This window comes from Streptomyces sp. NBC_01320, from assembly GCF_035974375.1.
Taxonomy (GTDB): Bacteria; Actinomycetota; Actinomycetes; order Streptomycetales; family Streptomycetaceae; genus Streptomyces; species Streptomyces yanii.
In genome coordinates, this window is the sequence record NZ_CP108390.1 from 8,467,434 (window position 1) to 8,491,139 (window position 23,706).

The following is a 23,706-nucleotide window of genomic DNA, read 5'->3' on the forward strand; positions in this document are numbered from 1 at the left end:
CTGTGTCCGAAGGAACAATCCAGCTACCCACCGAGGGACTTCCACCCACCCAGGAGCGCCCATGCCGGACAGCACCCTGCAACGCGATGCCGTGGACAGCACCACGCAACGCAATGCCGTCGACCGCTACTTCGCCATCAGTGACCGCGGCTCGACCTTCGGACGCGAGATACGCGGCGGTTTCGCCACCTTCTTCACCATGGCCTACATCCTGGTCCTCAACCCGATCATTCTCGGCTCGGCCGAGGACAAGTTCGGTGCCCATCTCTCCGGTCCCCAGCTCGTCACCGCCACCGCTCTGGTGGCCGCCGTGATGACCGCGATCATGGGGCTCGGCGGCAATCTGCCGCTCGCCATCGCCGCCGGACTCGGACTCAACGCCGTCGTCGCCTTCCAGATCGCACCGTTGATGAGCTGGCCCGACGCGATGGGGCTGATCGTCCTCGAAGGTCTGCTGATCTGCGCCCTGGTCGTCACCGGGCTGCGCGAGGCCGTCATGCGGGCCATTCCGTCCGCCCTCAAGCAGGCGATCAGCGTCGGCATCGGGCTCTTCATCGCGTTCATCGGCTTCATCGACGCGGGCTTCGCCACCCGCATCCCCGGCGACACCGGTTCCGTACCCGTCCAGCTCGGCGCCACCGGGCAGCTCTCCGGCTGGCCGGTTCTGGTCTTCTGCCTCGGTGTGCTGCTGACCGTCGCGCTGCTCGCCCGGAAGGTGAAGGGCGCCATCCTCATCAGTATCGTCGTGATGACCATCGTCGCGATCGTCATCAACGAGATCGCGGACGTCGCCCCGGCCGCCTGGGGTCTGACCGTGCCGGCCGTCCCCGACGACATCGTGGCCGCCCCGGACTTCGGTCTCATCGGCGCCTTCAGCCTTTTCGGGGCGTTTCAGCAGGTCGGCGTCGTCACCATCGTCCTGCTGGTCTTCACCCTGATCCTCAGCGACTTCTTCGACACGATGGGCACGGTCGTCGGTGTCTCCAACGAGGCCGGACTCCTCGACGAGCAGGGCAAGGTCCCGAACCTCGGCCGGGTCCTGCTGATCGACGGCGCCGCCGCCGTGGCGGGCGGCGCGGCCTCGGCGTCCTCCAACACGTCGTACATCGAGTCCGCGGCCGGCGTCGGCGAGGGCGCCCGCACCGGCTTCGCCTCGCTGGTGACCGGTGCGCTGTTCGCCGTCGCCCTGTTCCTCACCCCGCTCGCCACGGTCGTCCCCGCCCAGGCCGCCGCCCCCGCCCTGATCGCTGTCGGCTTCCTGCTCATGGCTCAGGTCCGGCACATCGACTGGGAGCGGTACGAGATCGCCATCCCGGCCTTCCTCACGATCGCCGTGATGCCCTTCACGTACTCGATCACCAACGGCATCGGGGCGGGCTTCCTCGCGTACGTGGTCATCAAGACCGTCCTCGGCAAGGCGCGCGAAGTGCACTGGCTGCTCTGGGGCGCCTCGGTACTGTTCGCGGTCTACTTCGCGATCGACCCGATCGAGCAGCTGCTCGGCGTGAAGTAGCCGCGTCGGCGGGGCGGTCCGGGCCGGTCAGGTCCCGAACGCGCGCAACGCGGCCCGCGCCGCCCCGCACAGCTCGTCGTCCTCCGGCACGGACTCCCAGCCGCCGTGCCGGACCGGGCGTTCATCGGCGGCCAGCACGGCACGCAGGGCCGGGGCCGCCGCGGCGGCGGGCGGGCCGATCTCGGCGAGGCGGTGGACGGCCGTGATCGTCGCCCGGTAGGCGTATCTGCCCTGCTGCAGCGGGCTCAGCAGCCCGAGCAGAGCGGGTACCGCCTCACTGCTCCCACCGGTGATCTGCCACAGGGCGTAGCCGCACCTCAGCGGAAGCCAGCCCTCCTTGTGCTCGGGAAGCAGGGCCCGTATCCGCTCGGCGTACGGCGCCGCGGACGGGCCCAGTTCGCCGAGGAAGCCCACCACCTCCTCGCGGCCCCAGCGGGCGTCGAACGCCGGCAGCAGCACATCGAGCGCGGGTTGCGGATCGCCGGTCAGCCGCCAGTACGCCACCCGCAGCCGCGATACGGCGAAATCCTCCGCCGGTGCGTCGATCAGCGCCCGCAGACGAGGGCGCGGGACGGCGTCGGCCGCCGCCGGGCCGATCGCGGCGAGGGCGTCGAGCGCCCAGACCGCCGCATCGGTGTCCAGCAGTGACAGCAGCTCCGGGACGGCGGGCGCGGCTGCTCGTCCCCAGGCCGTCAACACCTGGCACAGGGCCCGCCGTTCGTCCTTGAGCGTCGCCGCCGCGAGCCGCCGCCGCAGCGGATCCAGCAGCTCGTCGGTGCACCCGGCCAGTGGCGCGAGGGTGTCCAGCAGCGCCAGTCGGTACATCCACCAGCCGTCGGCGTGCGACTGATGCAGGGCGAAGCCGAGCCGGCCCCCGGACAGCCGGTCCACCACAGGACCCAGGCAGCGCCGGTCGCCGAGCCGGGCGAGCGCCCAGACCGCGGTGTCCTGCGCATCCGCGTACACCTCGTCGCCCGTGCACAGGGCTGCCAGACCGTCGGCCCACGGCCGGGCGGCCTCGCCGCACATGCCGAGTACCCGCGCGGCGAACTGCCGGTTCTCCGGCTCGGCGTCGGTGAGCAGTCCTGCGACGGCGGGCAACAGCACGGGCACGGGGGAGCGCCAGGTGCTGAGCACCTCGGCGGCGGTCCGCAGCGCTCCCGCGCGATGCCCCGCCTGCGGGTGGCCGAGGAGCCGCAGGGACAGTTCCGTACGGACCTCGCGGTCCGGTCCGAACGCCGCGGCCGTCCACGGCACCAGCCCCGCCGCGTTCCGGAACCCCCACTCGTTCTGCCCCGGCTCGTCGAATCGGGCATCCTGCAGGACCGATACGACCGTCTCCAGATGTTCCGGGTCCCGCTGCTCCGGGAGGGCCCGTCGCAGCGCGGTGACCGCCGCGAGCCGCTCAGCCGGGGAACCCTGACCTGCGATGTCCCGTAACCGGTCGCGGGTGGAGGTCAGTCCGGGCGCCCGCAGCAGCAGCTTCCCGGCCGCCTCGACGAGCTCCGACCGCACCTCCCCGTTCGGCTCCGCGTCCGACCGCGCCCACAGCGCCTCGCTCACCGCCTCCGCCTCCCCGGCGGCATGCGACAGCGGCTGGGCAACTGCCCGGCGCACCCCAGGATCGGAGTCGTCCAGCAGCGTGAGCAGCACGGGCAGCGCCCCGGTCCACGCCGCGGACCAGCCGGGGTCGACGAACCGGCGCTCCGCCTGCCAGCAGCCGACCCGGGCCAGACTGCCGACGAGCTGCAGCAGTTCCTCGCGGACCGTCACCACCGGGTCGGCGGCCATCGCCACCAGATACGGCAGCAGCGGCGGCGCGGCCGAACAGATCTGACCGCCCTGGTGGTAGACGGAGGTGAGCATCTCCTCCACCGCGTCATTGGCACGCTCCGGCGCGTACACGTCGCGCACCCAGCCCGGCACCTCGACCGCGGAGCCGTACACATGCTTCAGCGCGGCCCAGTCGGTCCGGTCCAGTCCGTCGAGTGTGCGGGGGTCAGAAGGCGCGGAGGTCATGATCCCGATTTTGACAGCCGCGGCCGGCCCTCCGCGCCCGGTTTTCTCACCCCTGGAGCGCCGCCTTCATCATCTTCTGCGCGATCGGCGCCGCCAGGCCGTTGCCGCTGACCTCCGAGCGGGCCGAGCCCGAGTCCTCCACGACCACGGCGACCGCGACCTCCTTGCCGGTGGACGCCGACTTCGCGTACGAGGTGAACCAGGCGTACGGCGTGTTGCTGTTGCCCACGCCGTTCTGCGCGGTGCCCGTCTTGCCACCGACCTCCGCCCCGTCGATCCGGGCGTTGGTGCCGGTGCCCTGCTCGACGACGGTGACCATCGCGCTGCGCAGCTGTTCGGCGGTCGAGGCGGAGACGACCCGCTTCGTGTCGCCGTCCGCGAACTCCTGCAGGGTGTTGCCCTCGGAGTCCGTCACCTTCGACACCATGTGCGGGGCCGCCAGCTCACCGCCGTTGGCGAGGGCCGAGGAGACCATGGCCATCTGCAGCGGGGTCGCGGTGACCTCGAACTGGCCGATGCCTGTCAGCGCCGTCTGCGCCTTGTCCATCCCCGACGGGTAGAGGCTTTCCGAGGCGCGCACCGGGACGTCCAGCTTCTCCGTGTTGAAGCCGAATTTCTCGGCCATCGCCCGCACCTTGTCCTGGCCGAGATCGGCGGCGGCCTTCGCGAAGACGTTGTTGCAGGAGTACTGGAGCGCCGTGCGCAGCGTGGCGTTCTCGCAGGGTGCGGACGCGCTCTCGTTTCTCAGGACCGTGGTGGTGCCGGGCAACGTGTAGGGGTCGGGGCTGTCCGTGCGCTCGTCGACCGAGCTGTAGAGACCGTTCTCCAGCGCGGCCGACGCCACCACCAGCTTGAACGTCGATCCGGGCGCCAGCGGCTGCCGCAGAGCACGGTTGACCAGTGGCTTGTCGGGGTCGGAGAGCAGCTTCTTCCACACGTCGCCGTCGTTCGTCCCACTGATCTTCGACGGGTCGTACGAGGGAGTGGAGACCATTCCCAGAATCTTCCCGGTCGCGGGGTCGATCGCGACGGCCGCGCCCTTGTCGCCGCCGAGCGCCTCGTACGCCGCCTTCTGCACATCCGGGTCGATCGTCGTCAGCACACTGCCGGGCGAGGTCTGCTTGCCCGTCACCACGTCGACGGGGTTCTTCAGCCGGTTGTCCGTGCCGTCGAGCACATGGCTGTAGATCCCTTCGAGCTGGGTGGCGCCGTACGCCTGTGAGCTGTACCCGGTGACGGCGGCATAGAGCTCGCCCTGCGTGTACGTGCGCTTGTACGCGAGATCGCTGCCCCGGGTCCTCTCCGATCCGGTGACCGGTGATCCGGCCACGATGATGTCGCCGAGCGGCTGCGCGTACTGCGCGATGGTCTTCCGCCGGTTGTGGTCGTTGTCCGCGAGTGCCTGGGCCTGGTACGCCTGCACCCAGGTCGCCCGCCCCAGCAGGGCGAGGACCAGCAGCAGGCAGAAGACCGAGGTGTGCCTGATTGTTCTGTTCATCCCGCTGGAGGGACGAGCGGCGGCGTCCGGCGCGTTCCCGTCTGTGCCGCTTCTCACCGATTCTTCATACTGCGCGCCACGGGGCCCGGGTCAGCCGGGCGTGATGAACCCCGACTCGTACGCCGCGATCACCGCCTGAGTGCGGTCCCTGGCTCCGGTCTTCGCCAGCACCGCCGCCACATGTGTCTTCGCCGTGGCCGGGCCCACCCGCAGCCGTTCCGCGATCTCCGCGTTGGCCAGCCCCGCCGCCATCAGCCGCAGTACCTCCGCCTCCCGTTCGGTGAGCCGGGCCACCCAGGGCGGTGCGGCGGATGTCTGCCGCCTGCCGTACTCGGCCGCCAGTCCCCGTACCGCCGACGGGAACAGCAGGGAGTCGCTGCGCGCGACCAGCCGCACCGCCTGGACCAGGTCCTCGGCCGCCGCGCGCTTCAGCAGGAAACCCGCGGCTCCGGCGCGCAGGGCGTCGTACACGTAGGAGTCGTTCTCGAAGGTGGTGACGACGACGATCCGCGGGGGCGCGTCGAGCGAGCCGAGGATCTGCTCGGTGGCGCGGATCCCGTCGACCCCCGGCATCCGTACGTCCATCAGCACCACATCGGGGCGCAGCTCCCGCACGACGGAGACGGCCTCGGCGCCGGTCGCCGCCTCGCCGACGACCCGCAGGCCGGGTTCGGCGTCGAGGATGACGCGCAGGGCCGTGCGGACCATGCGTTCGTCGTCGGCGACCACGACCCGGATGTCGGTGTTCATCGCTTCTCCTGTGCGGGGATGTGCAGGGGCAGCCGGGCCGTCAGTCGCCACCTGTCGTCGTCGTGCGGTCCGGCCTCGGCGCGGCCGCCGAGCAGGACGGCCCGTTCGGCGATGCCGCGCAGCCCGCGGCCGCCGCCGGGCCGCACCACCGGTGTCAGCCCGGACAGCGGGTTGTCCAGAGTGATCGCCAGCTCCTTGTCGCACACCGCGATCCGCAGCTCCACCGCTGCCGCCTGCCCGCCGTGCCGCAGCGCGTTGCTCAGCCCCTCCTGCACGATCCGGTACGCCGCACGGGACACGGCGGCGGGGACCGTGCCCGGATCGCCCCGGGCGACGTACGACACGGGGACCCCGCAGCGGGCCAGCAGCCCGTCCAGTGCGTCGAGCGCCGGTCCCGTCAGTCCGTCCTCCCCCTCGTCCTCCTGTCGCAACAGGCCCAGCACGGAGTCGAGTTCACCGACCGTGCGCCGGGTGGTCTCCTCGATCGCGGTCAGCGCCTCGCGTACGAACTCCGGGTCGCTGTCCAGTACCCGGCGGGCCGCACCCGCCTGGAGCGTCACGGCGCTGAGCGCGTGGCCGACCGAGTCGTGCAGCTCCCGGGCCAGCCGGTTGCGGACCGCCAGGTCGGCCGCCCGGCGTTCGGCGGCGGCCAGCCGGTCGTCGGGGGTCGGGCCCAGCAGCACCGGAGCGCGGCGGGCCAGCAGCGCCCCGGCCGCCCCCGCGCAGCCGGCCAGGGCGACCAGCATCGTAAGACCGGCGAACGGCGCCAGGGCCAGCGCCCACGGCCGGGTCAGTGCCCGGGGCAGATCGAGCACCGCCGAGTCCCGTACGGAGGAGAAGAACGGCAGCGTCATCACGGTCACCGCGAAGGGTGTCAGCGCCAGCGTCATCCCGCTGATGACGGCGCCGAGCGCCAGATGCAGCGTGAACCAGCCCGCGGTCCGTACCCTCGCCTGCCGGGTCCTGGCCGGACCGTCGGCGAGCCGCTCCGCGGGGACACCGCACAGGGCGCGGACCGCGGCCACCGACAGCGGTCGGGCGAGCGGGAAGAGACCGGTGACCGCGGCCATCGGCAGGGCGTACGCGAACGCGGTCAGTTGCAGCGGCAGCGAGTTGAAGGCGTTGCCGTCGCGGTTGTACATGCCGACGACCACGGTGCCGACCAGGAAGTACGGCATCAGCAGTGCGCCGCCGATGATCAGGTGCAGCCAGCGCAGCCGGGCCCGCCGGCCGAGGAGCAGGGTCACGCGGACGGCCCGGCGGGCTTCGTCGCCGCAGCGCGTTCCGCGAAGAAGTAGGCGCCCAGGGCGGCGACCAGGATCCCGACCAGCATCTGTACAGCGTAGGTGAGTTGCATCCCGGCCGCGGGCCGGTCGGCGATGTCGTCGACCGGGCCCAGCGCGACGATGCACAGATAGCCGCCCCAGCAGCCCAGCGCGCCGGAGCCGCCCCAGGCCAGCGCGAGCGGCACCTTGAGGGCGAGTGCACCGCGGCGGCGGAGGGCGAGCAGCAGGACACCGGCGACGGTGACGGCCGTGAACACCGTGTAGACCGCTTCGAGGGCGTAGAAGTCGCTCGTACGGTCCGCGATCCGGGTCTCGTTCAGACCGGCGGTCGATCCGGTCGCCCAGAGGAGATGGACGGTGCCGGGCACGAGCGCGAGCAGTGAGGCCACGACCGCGACGACCCGCAGCGCCGGTTCGGTCGGGCTCTGTGGCAGGTCGCTCAGCGTGCCCTGCCACAGATGACCCCAGCGGTCCCTGGCGTACAGGACGAACAGGGCGCCGAGGGCCAGGCCCTGGACGATGAAGCCGGTGTAGACGACGCCGTAGACCCACTCGTCGAGGAAGGGGCGCCCGTCCCCGCCGGACCCGGCGGTCGTCCCGCCGAACACCTTCACGAGCAGCTGCAGCGGGAAGCCGGTCATGATCGGAAGAAGCAGCCCGGTGGCCACCCACATCGGCACGGTGAGCAGCCAGGCCGGGACCCGCCGCCCCCACGGCTGGGTGAGCAGCAGGGCGAGGACCACGACCGTGCAGTCCAGCAGCATCGACGCACCGTTGGCCACGAGCATCGCGGTGCGGTGGTCGAGCAGCGTGCTGTCGGCGGGGACGCCGATGTGACTGCCGGCGATCCAGGCCGCCTTGAGCGAGATGTACGGCAGGCAGGCGGCGATCGCGAAGGTGCGAAGCACGGCGCGCGTCCGGCCGGTGGGCGCGGGCGGCGCCGGTGCGGTCCGGGTGGCGGGCGCCGTCGGTGTCTGTGTCATGACATCCACGCTCGCGCGCCCCGTCCGCCCGCACGTCCTGCCCGGCGACGATCCGTCTCCGCCGCGCGGCGGAGACGGCCCTCACCCGACAGGCTCTCAGTCCAGCGTGAAGAGCAGTTCGTCGGTCAGCTCGCTGCGGGCGTGCGCGAAGCCCCGGTCCTTGCCCATGACGGTGAACCCGCACTTCTGCAGCACCCGCACCGAACCGGCGTTGTCGGCCGCCGCCCGGGCGTGCAACGGCCGTTCCGGTACGGCCTCCAGCAGCGCCCGGAGCGCGGCGGTCGCGAGCCCCCGGCCCCAGTGCGGCCGGTCGATCCAGTACGTCACCTGCCGGTCGCCCTCGGACCCGTACACCCCGGCGTTGCCCACCACGTCGCCGTCGGCGAGCACCGTCCTCATCACCACGGTGCGACTGTCCAGGATCCGCGCCCAGTGGGCCTCGAACGCGGGCCGGTCGCCCGGGTTCTCACTGGTGAACGCGGCTGTCCGGACCGACTCCGGATCGGACATGTACGCGAAGAAGAGCGGCAGATCGCTGTCGCGCACCTCGCGCAGCGTGACCTCGGGCGCGCCCACGGGTCAGAGCCTGCGGGTGGCGAGCGTCAGCCGGTCCCGCGCGTCGAACAGCGCGTCCTTGACCATCTGCTCATGCGCCGGGGTGAGCCGGGCGACCGGAACCGAGCAGCTGATCGCGTCGCGCGCCGGCGTGCGGTACGGGATCGCGACGCCGAAGCAGCGCAGCCCCAGGGTGTTCTCCTCGCGGTCCACCGCGTACCCCTGCTCGCGGATGAGGTGCAGCTCCTCGATCAGCTTCTCGCGGTCGGTGAGGGTGTGCTCGGTCAGTGCGGGCAGTGTCTCCGGCAGCATCTTGCGGACCTGCTCGTCGCTGTGGGTGGCCAGCAGCGCCTTGCCGAGCGAGGTGGAGTGGGCGGGCAGCCGGCGGCCGACGCGGGTGAAGGGGCGCAGATAGTGCTGGGACTGGCGGGTGGCGAGGTAGACCACGTTCGTACCGTCGAGACGGGCGAGGTGGATGGTCTCCGTGGTGTCGTCGGAGAGCCGGTCGAGCGTCGGGCGGGCGGCCGCGACGACCTCGTCGCCGTCGATGTACGAGGTGCCGACCAGCAGCGCCCGGACGCCGATGCCGTACCGGGTCCCTGTCGCGTCGGTCTCCACCCAGCCCAGCTCGACCAGGGTGCGCAGCAGCATGTAGAGGCTCGACTTGGGGTAGCCGACGGCCTCCTGCACGGCCGCCAGCGAATGCATACCGGGACGCCCGGCGAAGTACTCGAGCAGCTCCACCGTCCGTACCGCGGACTTGACCTGTGCCCCACCTGACTCGGCAACCGACATCGCCCTCGCCCCTTCCAGCCCACTTCTTGCCAACACTGAACGCCCGGAAATAGAGTCCCTACATATTCACGATCAGGAACTCTGTTCAGAATACCGAACAACTTCTGATGTGTGGCAGAGGACCGGAAGGAAACATGGTGGCAACAGCACCAGTCTGGAGCGTCGACCCCCGCACCGGGAACCCGCGTGAGCAGGTTGCCGTGGAGGCTACAGCGGAGGAGGTCGATCGTGCGGTCCGGGCCGCACACGCCGTACGTGATGCGCTCGCCGACCGCACCGTACGCGCCGCATTCCTGCGTACCGCGGCGGATCTGCTCACCGAGGCCGGGGAGCACGTCATCGAGGCCGCCGACGCCGAGACCGCGCTCGGCCCGGCCCGGCTCACCGGTGAACTCGCCCGCACCGCCGCCCAGTTGCGCGCGTTCGCCGAGGTCGTCGACGAGGGCGCCTTCCTCGACATCCACATCGACCACGCGGACGCCACCCGGACCCCGCCGTGGCCCGACCTGCGCCGCTACAAGATCCCGCTCGGCGTCGTCGCCGTCTACGCGGCCAGCAACTTCCCGCTCGCCTTCTCCGTCCCCGGCGGCGACACCGCCAGTGCCCTGGCGGCCGGCTGCCCGGTCGTCGTCAAGGCACACCCCGACCACCCCGCCACCTCGGAGCTCTGCGCCTCCGTGCTGCGCCGGGCCGCCGCGAAGGTCGGGCTGCCCGAGGACGTACTGATCCTGGTGCACGGATTCGAGGCGGGCGTCGAGCTGGTCAAGCACCCGCTCGTGGCCGCCGCCGGGTTCACCGGCTCCATCCGTGGCGGACGGGCGCTGTTCGACGCCGCGGCCGCCCGGCCGACCCCGATCCCGTTCCACGGCGAGCTCGGCTCCCTCAACCCCGTCGTCGTCACCGAGGCCGCCGCCGCCGAGCGCGGCGAGCAGATCGGTGCCGGGCTCGCGGGTTCGATGACCATGGGCGCGGGCCAGTTCTGCACCAAGCCCGGCTTCGTCCTGGCCCCCGCCGGCGAGACCGGCGACCGGCTGCTGAAGGCGCTGACCGAGTCGGTCAGCGACAGCGAGGCCGCGGTCATGCTCGACCACCGGATGCGGGACGCCTTCGTCGCAGGCGTACGCGAACGGGCCGAACTCCCCGACGTGGACGCCCCGGTCACCCCCGGCGCGGGTGGCGACCACACCGTCTCCGCCGGCTTCCTGACCGTTCCGGCACAGCTGCTCGCCGCCGCAGGACCGCACGACGCGCTCCTGGAGGAGTGCTTCGGCCCGGTCACCGTCGTCGCCCGCTACGCCTCCGAGGACGAGATCACCGCTGTCCTCTCCCGGCTTCCGGGCAACCTCACCGCCACCCTCCAGATCGCCACGGAGGGCGCCGACGCAGACGCCCCCGGACTCCTCGCGGCCCTCACCCCGTTGGCCGGCCGGGTCCTCGTCAACGGCTGGCCGACCGGAGTCGCCGTCGCCCCCGCCCAGCACCACGGCGGTCCCTACCCCGCCACCACCTCCACCTCCACGTCGGTCGGCGCCACCGCGATCGAGCGCTGGCTGCGCCCGGTCAGCTACCAGACGACTCCGGAGGCCCTGCTGCCGCCGGAGCTGCGCGACGACAACCCGCTGGGCCTGCCGCGCCGCGTCGACGGGCGTCGCGCGTGACGGTGAACCTGCCCGAACTCCCCTTTGAGCTGCGTCCGTTCGGGCCCGAGGGGCAGTGGGCCTACGAGGGCGGCGCACTGACCGGCCGGGCGGGCGCCCGGCAGGACCGGTTCGTACCGCCGGGCGGTGACGGCCTCGCATCCGTGAGCGACGCACCGCGTCTGCTCGGCACCGCACCCGACGGCGACTTCCAGCTGATCGCCCGGGTGAAGGTCGGCTTCGCCGCCGCCTTCGACGCCGGGGTGCTCTATCTGCACGTCGGGGAACGGGAGTGGGCGAAACTCTGCCTGGAGTTCTCCCCGGCAGACCCCACCATCTGTACGGTCGTCACCCGCGGTCACTCCGACGACGCCAACTCCTTCGTCGTGGACGGCGACAGCTTCTGGCTGCGGCTCAGCCGCACCGGCAGCGCCTACGCCTTCCACGCCTCCGCCGACGGGGAGAAGTGGACCTTCGTCCGCACCTTCGCCCTCGGCGCCGCGGAGCAGCAGGCGGCCATCGGCTTCCTGGTCCAGTCGCCGACCGGCGAGGGCTGCCGGGCGTCGTTCGACCGGATCGTGTTCCGGCCGTCCGGGCTCGACGACCTGCGCGACGGCAGCTGAACCCTGGCGGGGGTTTTGTCCTCAATCGCCGGACGGGCTTGAGGTGTCGGCCTGGGCCGTGGTGGCTCCGTCGCCTGCCCCCGTGGGTGGTTCGGGGCCCCTCCGGGGTGTCTCCTCGGGCGACGAACGTTCGGCGGGTACGCGGGGGAGCCCGGGTATCCGTTCGTCGTCCTGCGGGGACTCCCCTGCACGGCCCCGGACCGGCCGTCGCGCGTCAGCGGCAATGCGTTCCACCGGGTCGCGGGCGCGGGTGATGCCTGGGTGGGGCCGTGCAGGGGAGTCCCCGCAGATGCTGGCGTACGTGCCGGGTTCGTCCGCGTTGCCGGCTTCCGCGCCAGTCCTGAGGAGACGCCCCGGAGGGGCCCCGCCCACCACCCACCGCACGGTGCGGCGGCGCCACCCCGTTTCCACCGCCGCTTGCCCGATGGGTCGTCACGCTCCGGCTGCCTCTCTTTGCCGTACAGGAGACAGAAGGCGGCCCCTGGCCGGCGGCGACGCCGGCCAGGGGCTCCTCCACGCAATCAGGCTGTGCTGACCGGCCTACGTCAGCCGTCGTTCTCCGCCGACGGGATGAACGCGCCCGGCACGTCCTGAGGAGCGTAGATCTTCTTCTCGCCCGGGTACGGCTTCTTCCAGTTGTACCGCTCGTACCAGGTCAAGTGGTTCATCTGCGCCGGGGGAGCGTAGTCCGGCACGGCCTGGGGACCGGTCAGCCGCTGCTTCGACTTCCACTGGTCCCACTCGCCGGCGACGTTCTTCATGTCCGCCGGCACCGAGGCCGCCGGCACGGCCTCCGCCTTCGGGTTCTGCGCCGCGGGGGTGTCCAGACCACAGGACGGCGCGCCGTTCTTCACACCGTCGGTCAGCGATACCCGGTTGGGCAGCGCGGTGAACGGCGTGAAGTCCGGGCTCTGGGTGAACGCCGCAGCCATCGGGGTGGCCGCGGTGTCCTTCTGGTTCATCGGCTGGACCCCGAGGATCTGCTCGACGGTCCGCATCATGTTGATCTGCGAGTAGTAGTGGCTGTCCACCGCGCCGTGCTTGGCCCAGGGGCTGATGATCTGGACCGGGGCGCGGTGGCCGTCGACGTGGTCGGTGCCGGCCTGGGAGTCGTCCTCGACGACGAAGATCGCCGAGTCCTTCCAGTACTTGCTGTGCGAGATCTCGTCAACGATCTTGCCGACGGCGAGGTCGTTGTCCGCGACCTGGGCGGCACCGCTCACCGGGCCACCGGTGTGGTCGCTGGAGAGCCAGAACATGTTCAGGTTCGCCGGACCGTTCTTCTGGAAGTCCTTCTTCCAGATCTCGGCGCGGTAGACGTCCGGGACGCTGGTGTCGAACTTCGGGTAGCCGTGCACCGACACGTCGTTGAGCGACGGGATCGGCGAGGTCGAGTTCAGCGGGTAGGCGGTGTCCTGACCGGTCGCCGCCATGTTCTTGGTGTCGCAGTACAGGTTCTGCCAGCTCGCGCCCGACGGCTTGGTCAGGAACTGCTGGAACTCACCGAAGTTGCGGACGGACTTGCCGGCGTCCTGCGCACCGGTCCAGATGAAGCCGGTCCGCTGGTGGCCGAGGGCGTCGTCCTCGGTGTCGTAGCTGCGGGTGTACTCACCGGCGGAGGACTCGGTGTACTCCGGGTTGTCGGACTGCATCAGCCAGTTGTGGCCCTCGGCGGAGTTCGTGCCGATGTCGTACGTGTTGTCGTACAGGCCGAACTGCCTGGCCAGGGCGTGCTGGTTCGGCGTGACGTTCTCGCCGTACTGCGCCAGCGACGGGTCGCCGTTGCCCTCCGGCATGTCACCGAAGACCTGGTCGTAGGTCCGGTTCTCCTTGACGAGCAGGAAGACGTGCTTGATCGTCGAGGGGTCGCCGAGCTTGACCGGGACCGGCACCGGCTTGGCCGGGGAGCCGTCGGACTTCTTGAGCGACTGGCCGTTCCAGCCGTTCTGCTTGAAGACCTTGCCGGTGTAGGACCTGATCACGCTGTCGTCGGGCAGCGTGAACTTCTGCACGCTCGACGTCGTGTCGTGGGTGCCGTGACCGCTGGCCTTACGGCGTGCGTCGACACCACGGGTGTTGGAGACGTAGACCTGGTCGCCGACGGTGGTGATCTCCGACGGGAAGTAGTCCGTCGGGAGCAGGCCGACGTAGCTCACCGGCTCCTGCGCGGAGGTGTACTTGTAGACGGCGACCGCGTTGGCACGGCCGAGGGTCACCAGCAGGTGACCGTCGTCGGTGAGGGTCACCGCGTCGGGCTCGTAACCCACCGAGGCCTCGGCCCACGGCTGGGTGGCGATGGTCTGGACGACCTTGTCCTTCGCCGTGTCGATGACCGACACGTCGTTGGTCGCGGTGTTGGTGACGAACAGCGCCCCGTTCTTGGCGTACAGGGCGGTCGGGTGCAGACCGACCTCGATGCTGGAGGGGGCGGCGTCCTGGTTCGCCAGGTCGATGACGCTGACCGTGCCGCTGGTGGTGGCAGCGGTCTTCTGGTCGGCGAGCACCTGCGTGCCGTACGAGTTGATCGTGGGCTCGCCGGGCTTGGCCGGGCGGCCGCCCTCGTTGCTGACGTAGAGCTTGTCGCCGACGACGATCATGTCGCGCGGGGCGTTGCCCACGGCCCAGCTCTGCTTGATGGTCCCGGTCGCCGCGTCGATGGAGACGACCCGGTTCTGGCCGTTGACCGCGGAGTACACGGTCATGCCGTCGGCCGAGAACACCGCCTCGCCCACCAGGGCCTTCTTGGAACCCTGAGCCGGGATGGTGACGGTCCTCGGGCTGGAGACGCTGCCGTCCGCGTTCACGGTGAACACGGTGTAGCCGTCCGGCTGGCCCAGCCACAGCTGCTTGCCGTCGGGCGAGTACGTCGGGCCTTCCTGGCCCACGTTGTTGCTGCTGATGCGGGGGTTGGACGACGCGGCGTTGCTGACGAGCTGCTGCCTCTTCCAGTTCTTCAGGTCCACGATGGCCAGGGCCGCGCCACCGTCGGTGACCGAGGCGGCCATGTGCGTGCCGTCCGGGCTGACCGAGGACGACATGATCTTGCCCTCGTTGATGACAAGACGGTCGCCGTACGGGGCGATGTACTGGTTGCCGGAGACGACCTGACCGTCGGCAGTGACCTGACCGACCTGGTCCGTGCCGAACTGGTGGGTCTGCGCGAACGCCGTACCGGCGACCACGAGAGCGACGGCGGTGGTGCCGGCCGTCAACAGCGGTATCCGGCGGCCGATGAGTCTACCGAGGAGGCTGATCCGAGCTTCCTCAGCGAGCTTGCGGCGGCGAGTCACCTGCATTGAGTGTTATCCCTTCGGGGTGGTGTCGAGCAGCTCGACGTTGCCGTCGAACTGCCACAGCGGGTTCGGTGCGTCACCTTCGGGGGTCCGCACCAGGAAGTAGCCGTTCACTTCCTTAGGTCCATCGCCATCGGCCATGAACCGCCCGTCCGGAGTGACGTCGAGTTGGTAGATGGCCTGTCCTGAGGCCTCGACGCCGGGAAGATGCCAGGTGACGACGCAGCGCCAGTCGTTGCCCGGGCCCTGCGCTGCGACCCTGGTGCTTCCCTTGTTGCACGCCGCCGTGGCCTTCAACTGGGCCTCGGTGACGGCGGGTCGGTTGAGTTGGTCGGTCTGCATGCGGTACAGGTGCGCGAACGCCGTGGCGACCGAGCGCTGCACCTTGTCCTGCTCGATCCCGGAGCCCGTCGCCGAGGTCGTCGCGGCGACGACCGCGAACGACACGGCGGCCACTCCGACGAGCGGCAGGACTCCGACGGTGATCGCGCGGCGGCCCGAACCGTCGTGGGTCGGGTTGGTGAATTCGCGCCGTACGAAGAGCACATAGGCCAGCGCCGTCGCGACCACGGCCCACACGAGGCTGACGACGATGCCGATCAGCAGCGGGCCGAGCTGCTGCGGGCCGGCGAACAGCCCGTTCCAGGAGATGAAGGCGTAGCTGGGCAGGGCGACCCGGACGGCCACGGGGAGCGGCAGCATCTGGGCGACCGCCATCGCGAGCGAGACGAGTACGGGCACCAGCAGCCCCATCGGGGAGCGTCCCAGCGTGACCGACCCGAGGAAGCCGAGCGCGGCGAGCGCCAGGGTCGGAGCGAGGACGCAGATCCAGGAGAGCAGGACCTGAACGGCGGCGTCCGACGGCGCCAGGAGGTGGCCGTCGAGGCCGACCAGCGGCTGGTTGCCGACCGCGAGGAGGCCACCGACCGTGCTGGAGACCGCGAGCCCGGCCACGAGCAGCAGCAGGACGGTGAGGCTGGCGGCTGCCTTCGCCACGAAGATCCGCCGAGGCGAGCGGACCGCCACGAGCAGCTGGCGCCAGGTGCCGAGTCGGTCCTCGGAGGCGAACACGTCACCGGCCACGATCGAGGTCAGCAGTGGGAGCGCCCAGGCCCCCGCGAAACCGAGCATCACCAGCGGCCCGGCCCACCCGGAGGCGTGCATCCAGCGCCCGAAGAGGGTGTCCACGGGGAGCGTGGCCTGCTGGCTCACGCCGGCGACGAAGAGGGCGGGAACGATCCAGCAGGCGAGGACGAGCAGGCGGATCCGCCACTGTGAGACGAGCTTGACGAACTCGAAGCGACAGACGCGGGTGACGGGGACGCGAGGGCCCCTGGTCACCTGCTCGTGTTCCTTTTCCTGTTCCCGGCCCGGGGTGAGGGTCGCGGTCATCGGCCGGCCTCCTGCTGTTCGGTGAGGGCGAGAAACGCGGCTTCGAGCGGCGACACCACGGGGGCGAGCTCGCGCACCGCGATGCCCGCGTGCACCAGCCCCGCCACCAGTTCGTCGAGGGCGGGCACCTGCGCGCGCACGACGAGCGTCCGGGCGTCGTGCCGCACGTCGGCGTCGTCGACGACCTGGATCCCGGCCGTTTCGACAGCCAGTCGGCGGGCGGCCTGCGGGTCGGAGGTGAGCAGCCGGTAGTCGAGTTCGCGGTTGTCGGTGGCCAGCTTGCTCAGCGGGCCGGAGAAGACGACGCGTCCGGCAGCGAGGATGGTCACCTCGGAGCACAGCGCCTCGAGGTCGTCCATGTTGTGGCTCGAGAGCACGACGGCGGTCCCGTCGGCCGCGAGCCGGTTGAGGACACCGTGCACGTGCTTCTTGCCCGCCGGGTCGAGGCCGTTGGACGGTTCGTCGAGCACGAGCAGCCGGGGCTTGGTCAGCAGGGCGGCGGCGAGTCCGAGCCGCTGGCGCATGCCGAGGGAGAAGCCGCGGGTGCGGTCGTCGGCGACGCCGGTGAGGCCGACCTCGGCGAGTACGTCGTCGACTTCCGCCGTGCGCGCGTCGTGGCCGCGGAGTGCGGCCAGCGCGGCGAGGTTCTGCCGTGGGGTGAGCGAGGGGTAGAGAGCGGGACTGTCCACGAAGCCGGCGACACCGTCGGGAGCGTCGAGTGCCCGCCCGACCGGTGTGCCCAGGACCTCGAGGCGACCGCTGTCGGCAACCGCGAGCCCCAGCAGGAGGCCGAGCAAGGTCGTCTTCCCGGCGCCGTTCGGTCCGACCAGGCCATGGATCTGCCCCTGCGTCACATCGAGGTCTATGCCGTCGAGCGCGACGACGTCGCCGAAACATTTCGTGATCCCGCGAGCCCGGATGGCGATGCGTGTGTCCATGAACCCCTTCTTTCGAAACCCTCAAGGACCTTAGGGACGGCGCACAGCGCAGGCAGGGACGGCCAGTTGAATATTCGTGTAATGGGAAACGACCGGCAGACGCTGCACCGATGCCTCGCCGGTAGCCGTCACCGCACCTTTGCGATGCCGGATCGCAGAGCTCACCGGGCCACCGGGCACGTGCGGTCGCAAGCATCGCCGCCAGTTGGATCGTGATCACGACAGGGCATCGACAAGTCCCGTGTGCACGAAGTAACCAGCATCGAGCAGCCGGATTTGGGTCACACCTGGATGCACCGACTCCGTACGAAGTGCCGTGCCCGCAATCCGGTGCGCTACCGGCACGAAGCGTGCCCGGGACGCACTGCGCGGGCACTGCACCGGTGTCGAAGGCGGCGGGTTCGGCAACACCCCTGATCTCCAGAGGCACTTGCATGCCCATCGCGAGACCCGACCGCAGACGAACAGCAGATCACGCCGCCCTCGTGCGGTCCGCCGCGCGGGACGGCGCGGCTGGACGGCCGGGCGCGCGGGGCCGGCACCGCTGCCGGCCGGCGCGGTCGTGGGGAGCGTGGCGCCGGTGAACCAGGGCCTGTCTCCGGTTGTGATCACACTCGGCGGCGTGTCCCCTCGCCGGAGCAGGAGGAGAATCCGGAGTGAGTTACGTCGAACCGCTCCACATCCGCGTCTGGGAGTGCGGGGGCCCGCGGAGCCGTCCTCGGGACATCGACGTGGCGGTCCACGTCGCCATGGTCCCCGGACGGCGCAGGACCGGCCGTAGGCAACCGGGGGAATCAGGGCGTCCGCTCCTGCGTTGTAAAACGGAGCGGAGAGTGACTCCGCGCTGCCCGAGCCGTTCGTACGAGAACACGGAGAGAAGAAGAGACATGCGCGTCGAGATCTGGAGCGACATCGCCTGCCCCTGGTGCTACATCGGGAAGGCCCGCTTCGAGAAGGGCCTGGCGGGCTTCGCCCACCGCGACGAGGTCGAGGTCGTGCACCGGTCCTTCGAGCTCGACCCCACGTACGCCAAGGGCGACACCGTGCAGGTGATCGACATGCTGGCGCAGAAGTACGGGCGCACCCGGGAAGAGGCGAAGGCCATGGAGGCGAATGTCGCGGCCAACGCGCAGGCCGAGGGGCTCGGCTACCGCACCGAGGGCCGCGACCACGGCAACACCTTCGACATCCACCGGCTGCTCCACCTGGCCAAGGCTCGTGGCCGCCAGGACGAGCTGCTGAGCCTCGCCTACCGGGCGAACTTCGCCGAGGAGCGGTCCGTCTTCGACGGTGACGTGCTGGTCGAGCTGGCCGTCGAGGCCGGGCTCGACGTCGATGAGGCGCGCGCCGTCCTCGCCGATCCCGAGGCGTACGCCGACGAGGTGCGGGCCGACGAGCGCGAGGCGTCCGAGCTGGGGGCCAACGCGGTGCCGTTCTTCGTGCTCGACCGGCGGTACGGGATCTCCGGCGGCCAGCCCGCCGAGGTGTTCGCGCAGGCGCTGGAGCAGGCGTGGAAGGACCGTCCGCTGACCGCGATCGGCTCGGACGCGGCAGCCTGTGACGCCGACGGGGCCTGCGAGGTCCCGCAGTCCGGCGGGCAGAGCTGACCCGCTCCACCCCGCCCGGCCACACACATAAGCACTGCTTGGGGGAACCCCTCAATTCTTCGTGATTGACGATGAGTTGAGGGGGCTTCAGGGTGGGCGTATGGAGATCTCCTCGCTCAGCCAGGCGGTAGGCGCAGAGTTTGCGCCCAAGACCACGTATCTCAACACCTCCAGCTGCGGGCTGCTGCCCCGCCGCACCGTCGAGGCGGTGAAGACGCTCGCCGACGAGAATGCCGCGGGCACCGGTCCGGGCGCGGGCAGCTTCGACGCCGTGGACACCGCACGGGTCCGGTTCGCCGGGCTCGTCGGCGTCGGCCCCGACCGGGTCGCCACCGGCAGCTCGGTCGCCGTGCATGTCGGTCTGATCGCGGCCTCGCTGGCGCCGGGCGCCGAAGTGCTGGTTCCCGAGGGGGAGTTCAGTTCGGTCGTCGGCCCCTTCGCGGCCCGCGGGGATCTGCGGATGCGGTACGTCCCGCTGGACGGCATGGCTGAGGCGGTGCGGCCCACGACCTCGCTGGTCGCCCTCTCCTCCGTGCAGTCCGCCGACGGCCGCCTCGCCGATCTCGACGCGGTCCGGGCGGCAGCCGCCGCGCACGGAGCCCGGGTCCTGCTCGACGCCACCCAGTCCGCGGGCTGGCTGCCGCTGGACGCGGGGGCTTACGACTACACCGTCACGGGCGGCTTCAAGTTCCTGCTCTGCCCGCGCGGTACGTCGTTCCTGACGGTCACCGAGGAGGCGCAGGAGATCCTGCCGCCCCTCTTCGCGAGCTGGGTGGCCGGCGAGGACCGCTGGAACAGCACATACGGTCCGATCGGACGGCTCGCCGGCACCGCGCGCCGCTTCGACGAGGCGCCCGCCTTCCTCGCCTACCACGGCGCCGAGCACTCCCTCGCGCTGCTGGCCGATATCGGCATCGACGTCGTACACGCCCACAACACCGCGCTCGCCGCCCGGTTCCGTACCGGACTGGCCGGGATCGGTCACGAACCGGTGCCCGGCCGGACCGCGATCGTCGCCGTGCCGGGGCTCGGCGACCGGGAGCCCGCGCTGGCGCGGGCCGGGATCACGGTCTCGGCCCGGGCCGGGAATCTGCGGGCGGCATTCCATCTCTACAACACGCAGGCCGATGTGGACCGCGCGCTGGAGGCGCTGGCGGGCTGACTGTCCCGGCCCGCTTCCGGTCAGCAGGAATCCGGGCGGCACTCGGTCTGGTGGCAGAGGTTCTCCTCGACCTTCGCCAGCAGCCGGGCCAGCTCGGTGCGCTCCGCCGCGTCCAGACCGGCGAGCGTGTGCTCCTCCAGATCCGTCCAGGCGCGCTCCACATCGGAGTGCAGCGCGCAGCTGCCGACGCTGGCCTCGACCAGGACGGCCCGCCGGTCGTCCGGGTCGGGGCAGCGGCGGACGTGTCCGGCCTGTTCGAGCCGCTGGAGCATCTTGGTGACGGTCGACGGGTCGAGGTCGACCGCCTTGATCAGCTCCGACTGGCGCACCGCGCCCGCATCCCACAGGTACATCATCAGGAACTCCTGGCCGGGGTAGAGGCCGGCTGCCCGGAGCGCTTTGCCCGCGGCGATCCGGTGCAGCCGGGCGACCCGTGAGACGGCATGACTGACCGGGCCGCCGCGGGCGGCGCTCGGCAGCTCGGTACAGGCGGGGTCGACGGGTTCGGCCTTCATGGGGACTCCTCGGGGCGGTGCTCCGGCCTGGTCCGGGTCCGGTTCCGGCGCTTGCTCCGCACTTTACCTTGGTCGGCCAATTAATGCGTTACAGTGACGCAGGACCGAAATACTTGGCCGACCATGTAATTTTCTTTGGGGGCTCCCATGACCACCGCATTCGACCCGATCGATCTCTCCGGCACCCAGCTCGCCAACCGCATCGCCATGGCCCCGATGACCCGCAGCCGGGCCGGTGAGGGTGGCACCGCCACCGATCTCGTCGCCGAGTACTACGCCCAGCGCGCCTCGGCGGGCCTCATCATCACGGAGGGCATCCAGCCGTCGGTGGTGGGCCAGGGCTACCCCTCCACCCCGGGTCTGCACAGCGAGGAGCAGGTCGCGTCCTGGCGCAAGGTGACCGACGCGGTGCATGCGGCGGGCGGCCGGATCTTCGCCCAGCTCATGCACGCGGGCCGGATCGGCCACCCGGACCTGCTGCCGGACGGGCTCGCCCCCGTCAGCGCCTCCCCGGTCAAGCCCGCCGGACAGCTCTACACCGGCACGGGGCTGGAGGACTTCACCACACCGCGCGCACTGACCGGCGACGAGGTCCGGCAGACCATAGCCGACTTCGCGACGGCCGCCCGCAACGCGGTCGACGCCGGCTTCGACGGGGTCGAGCTGCACGGCGCGAACGGCTACCTCATCCACCAGTTCCTCGCCCCCAACACCAACCTGCGCACCGACGAGTGGGGCGGCTCCGAGCAGGCCCGTATCCGCTTCGCCGTCGAGGTGGTCAAGGCCGTCGCCGCCGAGATCGGCGCGGAGCGCACCGGGCTGCGCATCTCGCCCGGAAACCCGTACAACGACATCGACGAGCCCGAGCCGGACGCCGTCTACACCGCGCTGGTAGGGGAGATCGAGCCGCTCGGCCTCGCCTATCTGCACGTCCTGGAGGCGGTGGAGATCCGCGAACTGACGCTCGCGCTGCGCAAGCAGTTCTCCGGCACCTTCGTCATCAATGCGCTGACGGACGGGCCGACCGGACCGGACGACCACTCGGTGATCGATGACGGGATCGCCGACATCATCTCGTACGGCGCTCTGTTCATCGCCAACCCGGACCTGCCGGCCCGACTGAGGACCGGCGGCCCGTTCAACACCCCTGACCCGTCCACCTTCTTCGGCGGGGACGCGAAGGGCTACGTCGACTACCCGGCACTGGACGCCGTGTAAGAGCTGTCCCGTAGCCGCGGCGGTCACGCCGAATCACGGCGTACCAGTTCGGTGGGGAGGATCACCGCGGCCGGGTCCTCCCCACCGATCTGGGCCAGCAGTACCCGTACCATCTCGGCGCTGATCCGGTCCCACGGCTGCCGGATCGTGGTCAGCTCCGGCCGGGACGCAAGCGCCGCGGGCGAGTCGTCGAAGCCGCCGACCGCGACATCCTCCGGCACCCGGCGCCCGGCCTTCTCCAGAGCGGCGAGCACGCCCTGCGCCATCAGGTCGGAGGCGACGAACACCGCGTCGAGATCCGGGGCCCGCTCCAGCAGCAGTGCGGCCGCCGCCTCGCCGCCCGCCCGGCTGTAGTCGCCCGGGACGATCAGTGCGTCGTCGGCGGGCAGCCCGCAGTCGGCGAGCATCTCGCGGTAGCCCGCCAGACGTTCGACGCCGCCCGGGGTGTCCAGCGGGCCGCTCACCGTACCGATCCGGCGGCGCCCCGACTCGTACAGGTAACGCACCATGTCCCGGGCACCGTCCCGGTCGTCGACCGCCACGTAGCTGACCTTCGAGCCCTGCCCGAGCGGCTTGCCGCAGTCGACGAGCGGGACCCCGGCCTCGTGCAGCTGGGCGGCGACCGGGTCCCCGGAGTGGCTGGAGACCAGCAGGACCCCGTCCACATGACCGGCGATGTACCGCATGTTCCGGCGGCGTTCGGCCTCCGTCCCCGCGATCATCAGCAGCAGCGGGATGTCGTGCGCGGCGAGAGCGGTGGTGCAGCCCCGCAGCAGCACATTGAAGTTGGGGTCCTCGAAGAACCGCTCCTGCGGCTCGGTGAGCAGGAACGCCACCGAGTCCGAGCGGCCCGTGATCAGCGATCTGGCGTGCCGGTTCACCGTGTAGCCGGTCCTGCGGATCGCGGAGTTGACCGCGTCGAGCGCGGCTGCGCTGACGTTGTGGCCGCCGTTGAGCACCCGCGAGACGGTGCCGCGGGAGACCCCGGCCTCCCGTGCCACGTCGTGAATGGTCGGCGGCCTTCGGCGTCCCGTACCGGACGGTCCGGGCTGTCCGGGCTGTTCTGTGCGGCTCATGGTGCATGATCCTTCATCAAATGAAGCCCTGGCGGGGCCCGGTCAGGACTTTACGGCGCCGGAGAGCAGGTCGAGGCTCCAGAAGCGCTGGATGACCAGGAACAGCGCGATCAGCGGGACGATCGCCAGCAGCGCCCCCGTGATCACCAGGGTATAGAGGGCTGGGGTGTTGGAGCCCTGCTGGAGCAGGGTGTACAGGCCCAGGGTGACCGGGAACTTCTCGTCGTCGCCGAGCATGATGTACGGCAGCAGGAAGTTGTTCCAGATCGCGACGAACTGGAACAGGAAGACGGTCACCAGACCCGGCAGCATCATCGGCAACGCGATGGTGCGGAAGATCCGCCACTCACCGCCGCCGTCCATCCGGCCGGCCTCGACCACATCGGCCGGTACGGCGGCCGCCGCGTAGATCCGGGCGAGATACACCCCGTACGGGGAGAGGATCACCGGCAGCAGGACCGAGAGGTACGAGTCCGTCAGGTCGGCCTTCGCCAGCAGCAGATACTGCGGCATGGCGAGGATCACCGGCGGCATCAGCACCCCGGCCAGCAGGATGTTGAAGATGCTCTCCTGTCCGCGGAACCGGTACACGGCCAGGGCGTACCCCGATACCGCGGAGACGGCCGTGGACAGCAGGGCGCCGGCCCCGGCGTAGAACGCCGAGTTGGCCATCCACTTCCAGTACACGCCGTCGCGGTACGCCGACAGATCGGCGACGTTCCGGGTGAAGCCGGTGCCCGGCAGGAAGGTGAAGGTGGAGAACAGCTCACGGCCGGACTTGGTCGAGGCGACCAGGACCCAGGCGACCGGCAGCAGACAGTAGAGCGCGCCGAGCAGCAGGGCGGC

General features: G+C 70.9%; 19 protein-coding genes. 6 read left to right on the plus strand and 13 right to left on the minus strand.

The window, feature by feature from the left end:
• Positions 1–61: 61 nt before the first annotated feature.
• Positions 62–1,513, plus strand: a complete 1,452-nt coding sequence (locus OG395_RS38515) for an NCS2 family permease (protein WP_327247055.1) — start codon at positions 62–64, stop codon at positions 1,511–1,513.
• Positions 1,514–1,540: 27 nt separating this feature from the next.
• Here the strand turns inward: OG395_RS38515 and OG395_RS38520 are convergent, their stop codons facing one another.
• The 7 genes from OG395_RS38520 to OG395_RS38550 form a co-directional block, all read right to left on the minus strand.
• Positions 1,541–3,532, minus strand: a complete 1,992-nt coding sequence (locus OG395_RS38520; RefSeq protein ID WP_327247056.1) for a hypothetical protein — start codon at positions 3,530–3,532, stop codon at positions 1,541–1,543.
• Between the two features lie 46 nt (positions 3,533–3,578).
• Complete coding sequence (locus OG395_RS38525; protein ID WP_327247057.1) at positions 3,579–5,030, minus strand: peptidoglycan D,D-transpeptidase FtsI family protein; 1,452 nt, start codon at positions 5,028–5,030, stop codon at positions 3,579–3,581.
• A 90-nt stretch (positions 5,031–5,120) separates the two neighbouring features.
• On the minus strand, positions 5,121–5,780 hold the full coding sequence (locus OG395_RS38530) for a response regulator transcription factor (RefSeq protein WP_327247058.1): 660 nt from the start codon (positions 5,778–5,780) through the stop codon (positions 5,121–5,123).
• Positions 5,777–7,027, minus strand: coding sequence for a sensor histidine kinase (locus OG395_RS38535; RefSeq protein ID WP_327247059.1), 1,251 nt, complete (start codon positions 7,025–7,027; stop codon positions 5,777–5,779). Before OG395_RS38535 ends, OG395_RS38530 begins: the two co-directional genes overlap by 4 nt.
• Positions 7,024–8,049, minus strand: a complete 1,026-nt coding sequence (locus OG395_RS38540; protein WP_327247060.1) for a hypothetical protein — start codon at positions 8,047–8,049, stop codon at positions 7,024–7,026. Before OG395_RS38540 ends, OG395_RS38535 begins: the two co-directional genes overlap by 4 nt.
• A 96-nt stretch (positions 8,050–8,145) precedes the next feature.
• A complete protein-coding gene (locus OG395_RS38545) occupies positions 8,146–8,625 on the minus strand; it encodes a GNAT family N-acetyltransferase (protein WP_327247061.1) in 480 nt (159 codons plus the stop codon).
• A gap of 3 nt (positions 8,626–8,628) precedes the next feature.
• Positions 8,629–9,399 carry an IclR family transcriptional regulator gene (locus tag OG395_RS38550; protein ID WP_037691667.1) on the minus strand — a complete coding sequence of 257 codons (771 nt, stop codon included), beginning with the start codon at positions 9,397–9,399 and terminating at the stop codon, positions 8,629–8,631.
• A gap of 134 nt (positions 9,400–9,533) precedes the next feature.
• On the opposite strand from OG395_RS38550, the gene OG395_RS38555 reads away from it, so the two are divergent.
• Positions 9,534–11,057 carry an aldehyde dehydrogenase (NADP(+)) gene (locus OG395_RS38555; RefSeq protein ID WP_327247062.1) on the plus strand — a complete coding sequence of 508 codons (1,524 nt, stop codon included), beginning with the start codon at positions 9,534–9,536 and terminating at the stop codon, positions 11,055–11,057.
• Complete coding sequence (locus OG395_RS38560) at positions 11,054–11,659, plus strand: DUF1349 domain-containing protein (protein WP_327247063.1); 606 nt, start codon at positions 11,054–11,056, stop codon at positions 11,657–11,659. Before OG395_RS38555 ends, OG395_RS38560 begins: the two co-directional genes overlap by 4 nt.
• A gap of 545 nt (positions 11,660–12,204) precedes the next feature.
• On the opposite strand, the gene OG395_RS38565 is transcribed toward OG395_RS38560, so the two are convergent.
• From OG395_RS38565 to OG395_RS38575, 3 genes are read right to left on the minus strand one after another with little or no spacing between them, the layout of a single operon-like run.
• Positions 12,205–14,955 carry an alkaline phosphatase family protein gene (locus OG395_RS38565; RefSeq protein WP_327247064.1) on the minus strand — a complete coding sequence of 917 codons (2,751 nt, stop codon included), beginning with the start codon at positions 14,953–14,955 and terminating at the stop codon, positions 12,205–12,207.
• Between the two features lie 6 nt (positions 14,956–14,961).
• Complete coding sequence (locus tag OG395_RS38570; RefSeq protein WP_327247065.1) at positions 14,962–16,344, minus strand: ABC transporter permease; 1,383 nt, start codon at positions 16,342–16,344, stop codon at positions 14,962–14,964.
• Entirely contained in the window at positions 16,341–17,282 is a 942-nt protein-coding gene (locus tag OG395_RS38575) for an ABC transporter ATP-binding protein (RefSeq protein WP_327247066.1), read from the minus strand. The genes OG395_RS38570 and OG395_RS38575 overlap by 4 nt, the downstream gene beginning before the upstream one ends.
• Before the next feature lie 887 nt (positions 17,283–18,169).
• Between OG395_RS38575 and OG395_RS38580 the strand changes: the two genes are divergently transcribed.
• Positions 18,170–18,889, plus strand: coding sequence for a DsbA family oxidoreductase (locus tag OG395_RS38580; protein WP_327247067.1), 720 nt, complete (start codon positions 18,170–18,172; stop codon positions 18,887–18,889).
• A gap of 100 nt (positions 18,890–18,989) precedes the next feature.
• Complete coding sequence (locus OG395_RS38585) at positions 18,990–20,051, plus strand: aminotransferase class V-fold PLP-dependent enzyme (protein ID WP_327247068.1); 1,062 nt, start codon at positions 18,990–18,992, stop codon at positions 20,049–20,051.
• 20 nt (positions 20,052–20,071) lie between these two features.
• On the opposite strand, the gene OG395_RS38590 is transcribed toward OG395_RS38585, so the two are convergent.
• Positions 20,072–20,566, minus strand: coding sequence for a MarR family winged helix-turn-helix transcriptional regulator (locus OG395_RS38590; RefSeq protein WP_327247069.1), 495 nt, complete (start codon positions 20,564–20,566; stop codon positions 20,072–20,074).
• 147 nt (positions 20,567–20,713) lie between these two features.
• Here OG395_RS38590 and OG395_RS38595 point away from each other — a divergent pair, with 147 nt between their 5' ends.
• On the plus strand, positions 20,714–21,784 hold the full coding sequence (locus OG395_RS38595; protein WP_327247070.1) for an alkene reductase: 1,071 nt from the start codon (positions 20,714–20,716) through the stop codon (positions 21,782–21,784).
• Positions 21,785–21,807: 23 nt separating this feature from the next.
• On the opposite strand, the gene OG395_RS38600 is transcribed toward OG395_RS38595, so the two are convergent.
• Positions 21,808–22,860 carry a LacI family DNA-binding transcriptional regulator gene (locus tag OG395_RS38600; protein WP_327247071.1) on the minus strand — a complete coding sequence of 351 codons (1,053 nt, stop codon included), beginning with the start codon at positions 22,858–22,860 and terminating at the stop codon, positions 21,808–21,810.
• Positions 22,861–22,902: 42 nt separating this feature from the next.
• Positions 22,903–23,700 carry a carbohydrate ABC transporter permease gene (locus OG395_RS38605; RefSeq protein ID WP_327249591.1) on the minus strand — a complete coding sequence of 266 codons (798 nt, stop codon included), beginning with the start codon at positions 23,698–23,700 and terminating at the stop codon, positions 22,903–22,905.
• Positions 23,701–23,706: the final 6 nt, after the last annotated feature.

Excerpts from the sequence above, each read along its gene's own strand:
- OG395_RS38515 (WP_327247055.1), top strand. The coding sequence starts at position 62 with ATGCCGGACAGCACCCTGCAACGCGATGCCGTGGACAGCACCACGCAA.
- OG395_RS38520 (WP_327247056.1), bottom strand. The coding sequence starts at position 3,532 with ATGACCTCCGCGCCTTCTGACCCCCGCACACTCGACGGACTGGACCGG.
- OG395_RS38525 (WP_327247057.1), bottom strand. The coding sequence starts at position 5,030 with ATGAACAGAACAATCAGGCACACCTCGGTCTTCTGCCTGCTGCTGGTC.
- OG395_RS38530 (WP_327247058.1), bottom strand. The coding sequence starts at position 5,780 with ATGAACACCGACATCCGGGTCGTGGTCGCCGACGACGAACGCATGGTC.
- OG395_RS38540 (WP_327247060.1), bottom strand. The coding sequence starts at position 8,049 with ATGACACAGACACCGACGGCGCCCGCCACCCGGACCGCACCGGCGCCG.
- OG395_RS38550 (WP_037691667.1), bottom strand. The coding sequence starts at position 9,399 with ATGTCGGTTGCCGAGTCAGGTGGGGCACAGGTCAAGTCCGCGGTACGG.
- OG395_RS38555 (WP_327247062.1), top strand. The coding sequence starts at position 9,534 with ATGGTGGCAACAGCACCAGTCTGGAGCGTCGACCCCCGCACCGGGAAC.
- OG395_RS38565 (WP_327247064.1), bottom strand. The coding sequence starts at position 14,955 with ATGCAGGTGACTCGCCGCCGCAAGCTCGCTGAGGAAGCTCGGATCAGC.
- OG395_RS38570 (WP_327247065.1), bottom strand. The coding sequence starts at position 16,344 with ATGACCGCGACCCTCACCCCGGGCCGGGAACAGGAAAAGGAACACGAG.
- OG395_RS38575 (WP_327247066.1), bottom strand. The coding sequence starts at position 17,282 with ATGGACACACGCATCGCCATCCGGGCTCGCGGGATCACGAAATGTTTC.
- OG395_RS38580 (WP_327247067.1), top strand. The coding sequence starts at position 18,170 with ATGCGCGTCGAGATCTGGAGCGACATCGCCTGCCCCTGGTGCTACATC.
- OG395_RS38585 (WP_327247068.1), top strand. The coding sequence starts at position 18,990 with ATGGAGATCTCCTCGCTCAGCCAGGCGGTAGGCGCAGAGTTTGCGCCC.
- OG395_RS38590 (WP_327247069.1), bottom strand. The coding sequence starts at position 20,566 with ATGAAGGCCGAACCCGTCGACCCCGCCTGTACCGAGCTGCCGAGCGCC.
- OG395_RS38595 (WP_327247070.1), top strand. The coding sequence starts at position 20,714 with ATGACCACCGCATTCGACCCGATCGATCTCTCCGGCACCCAGCTCGCC.
- OG395_RS38600 (WP_327247071.1), bottom strand. The coding sequence starts at position 22,860 with ATGAGCCGCACAGAACAGCCCGGACAGCCCGGACCGTCCGGTACGGGA.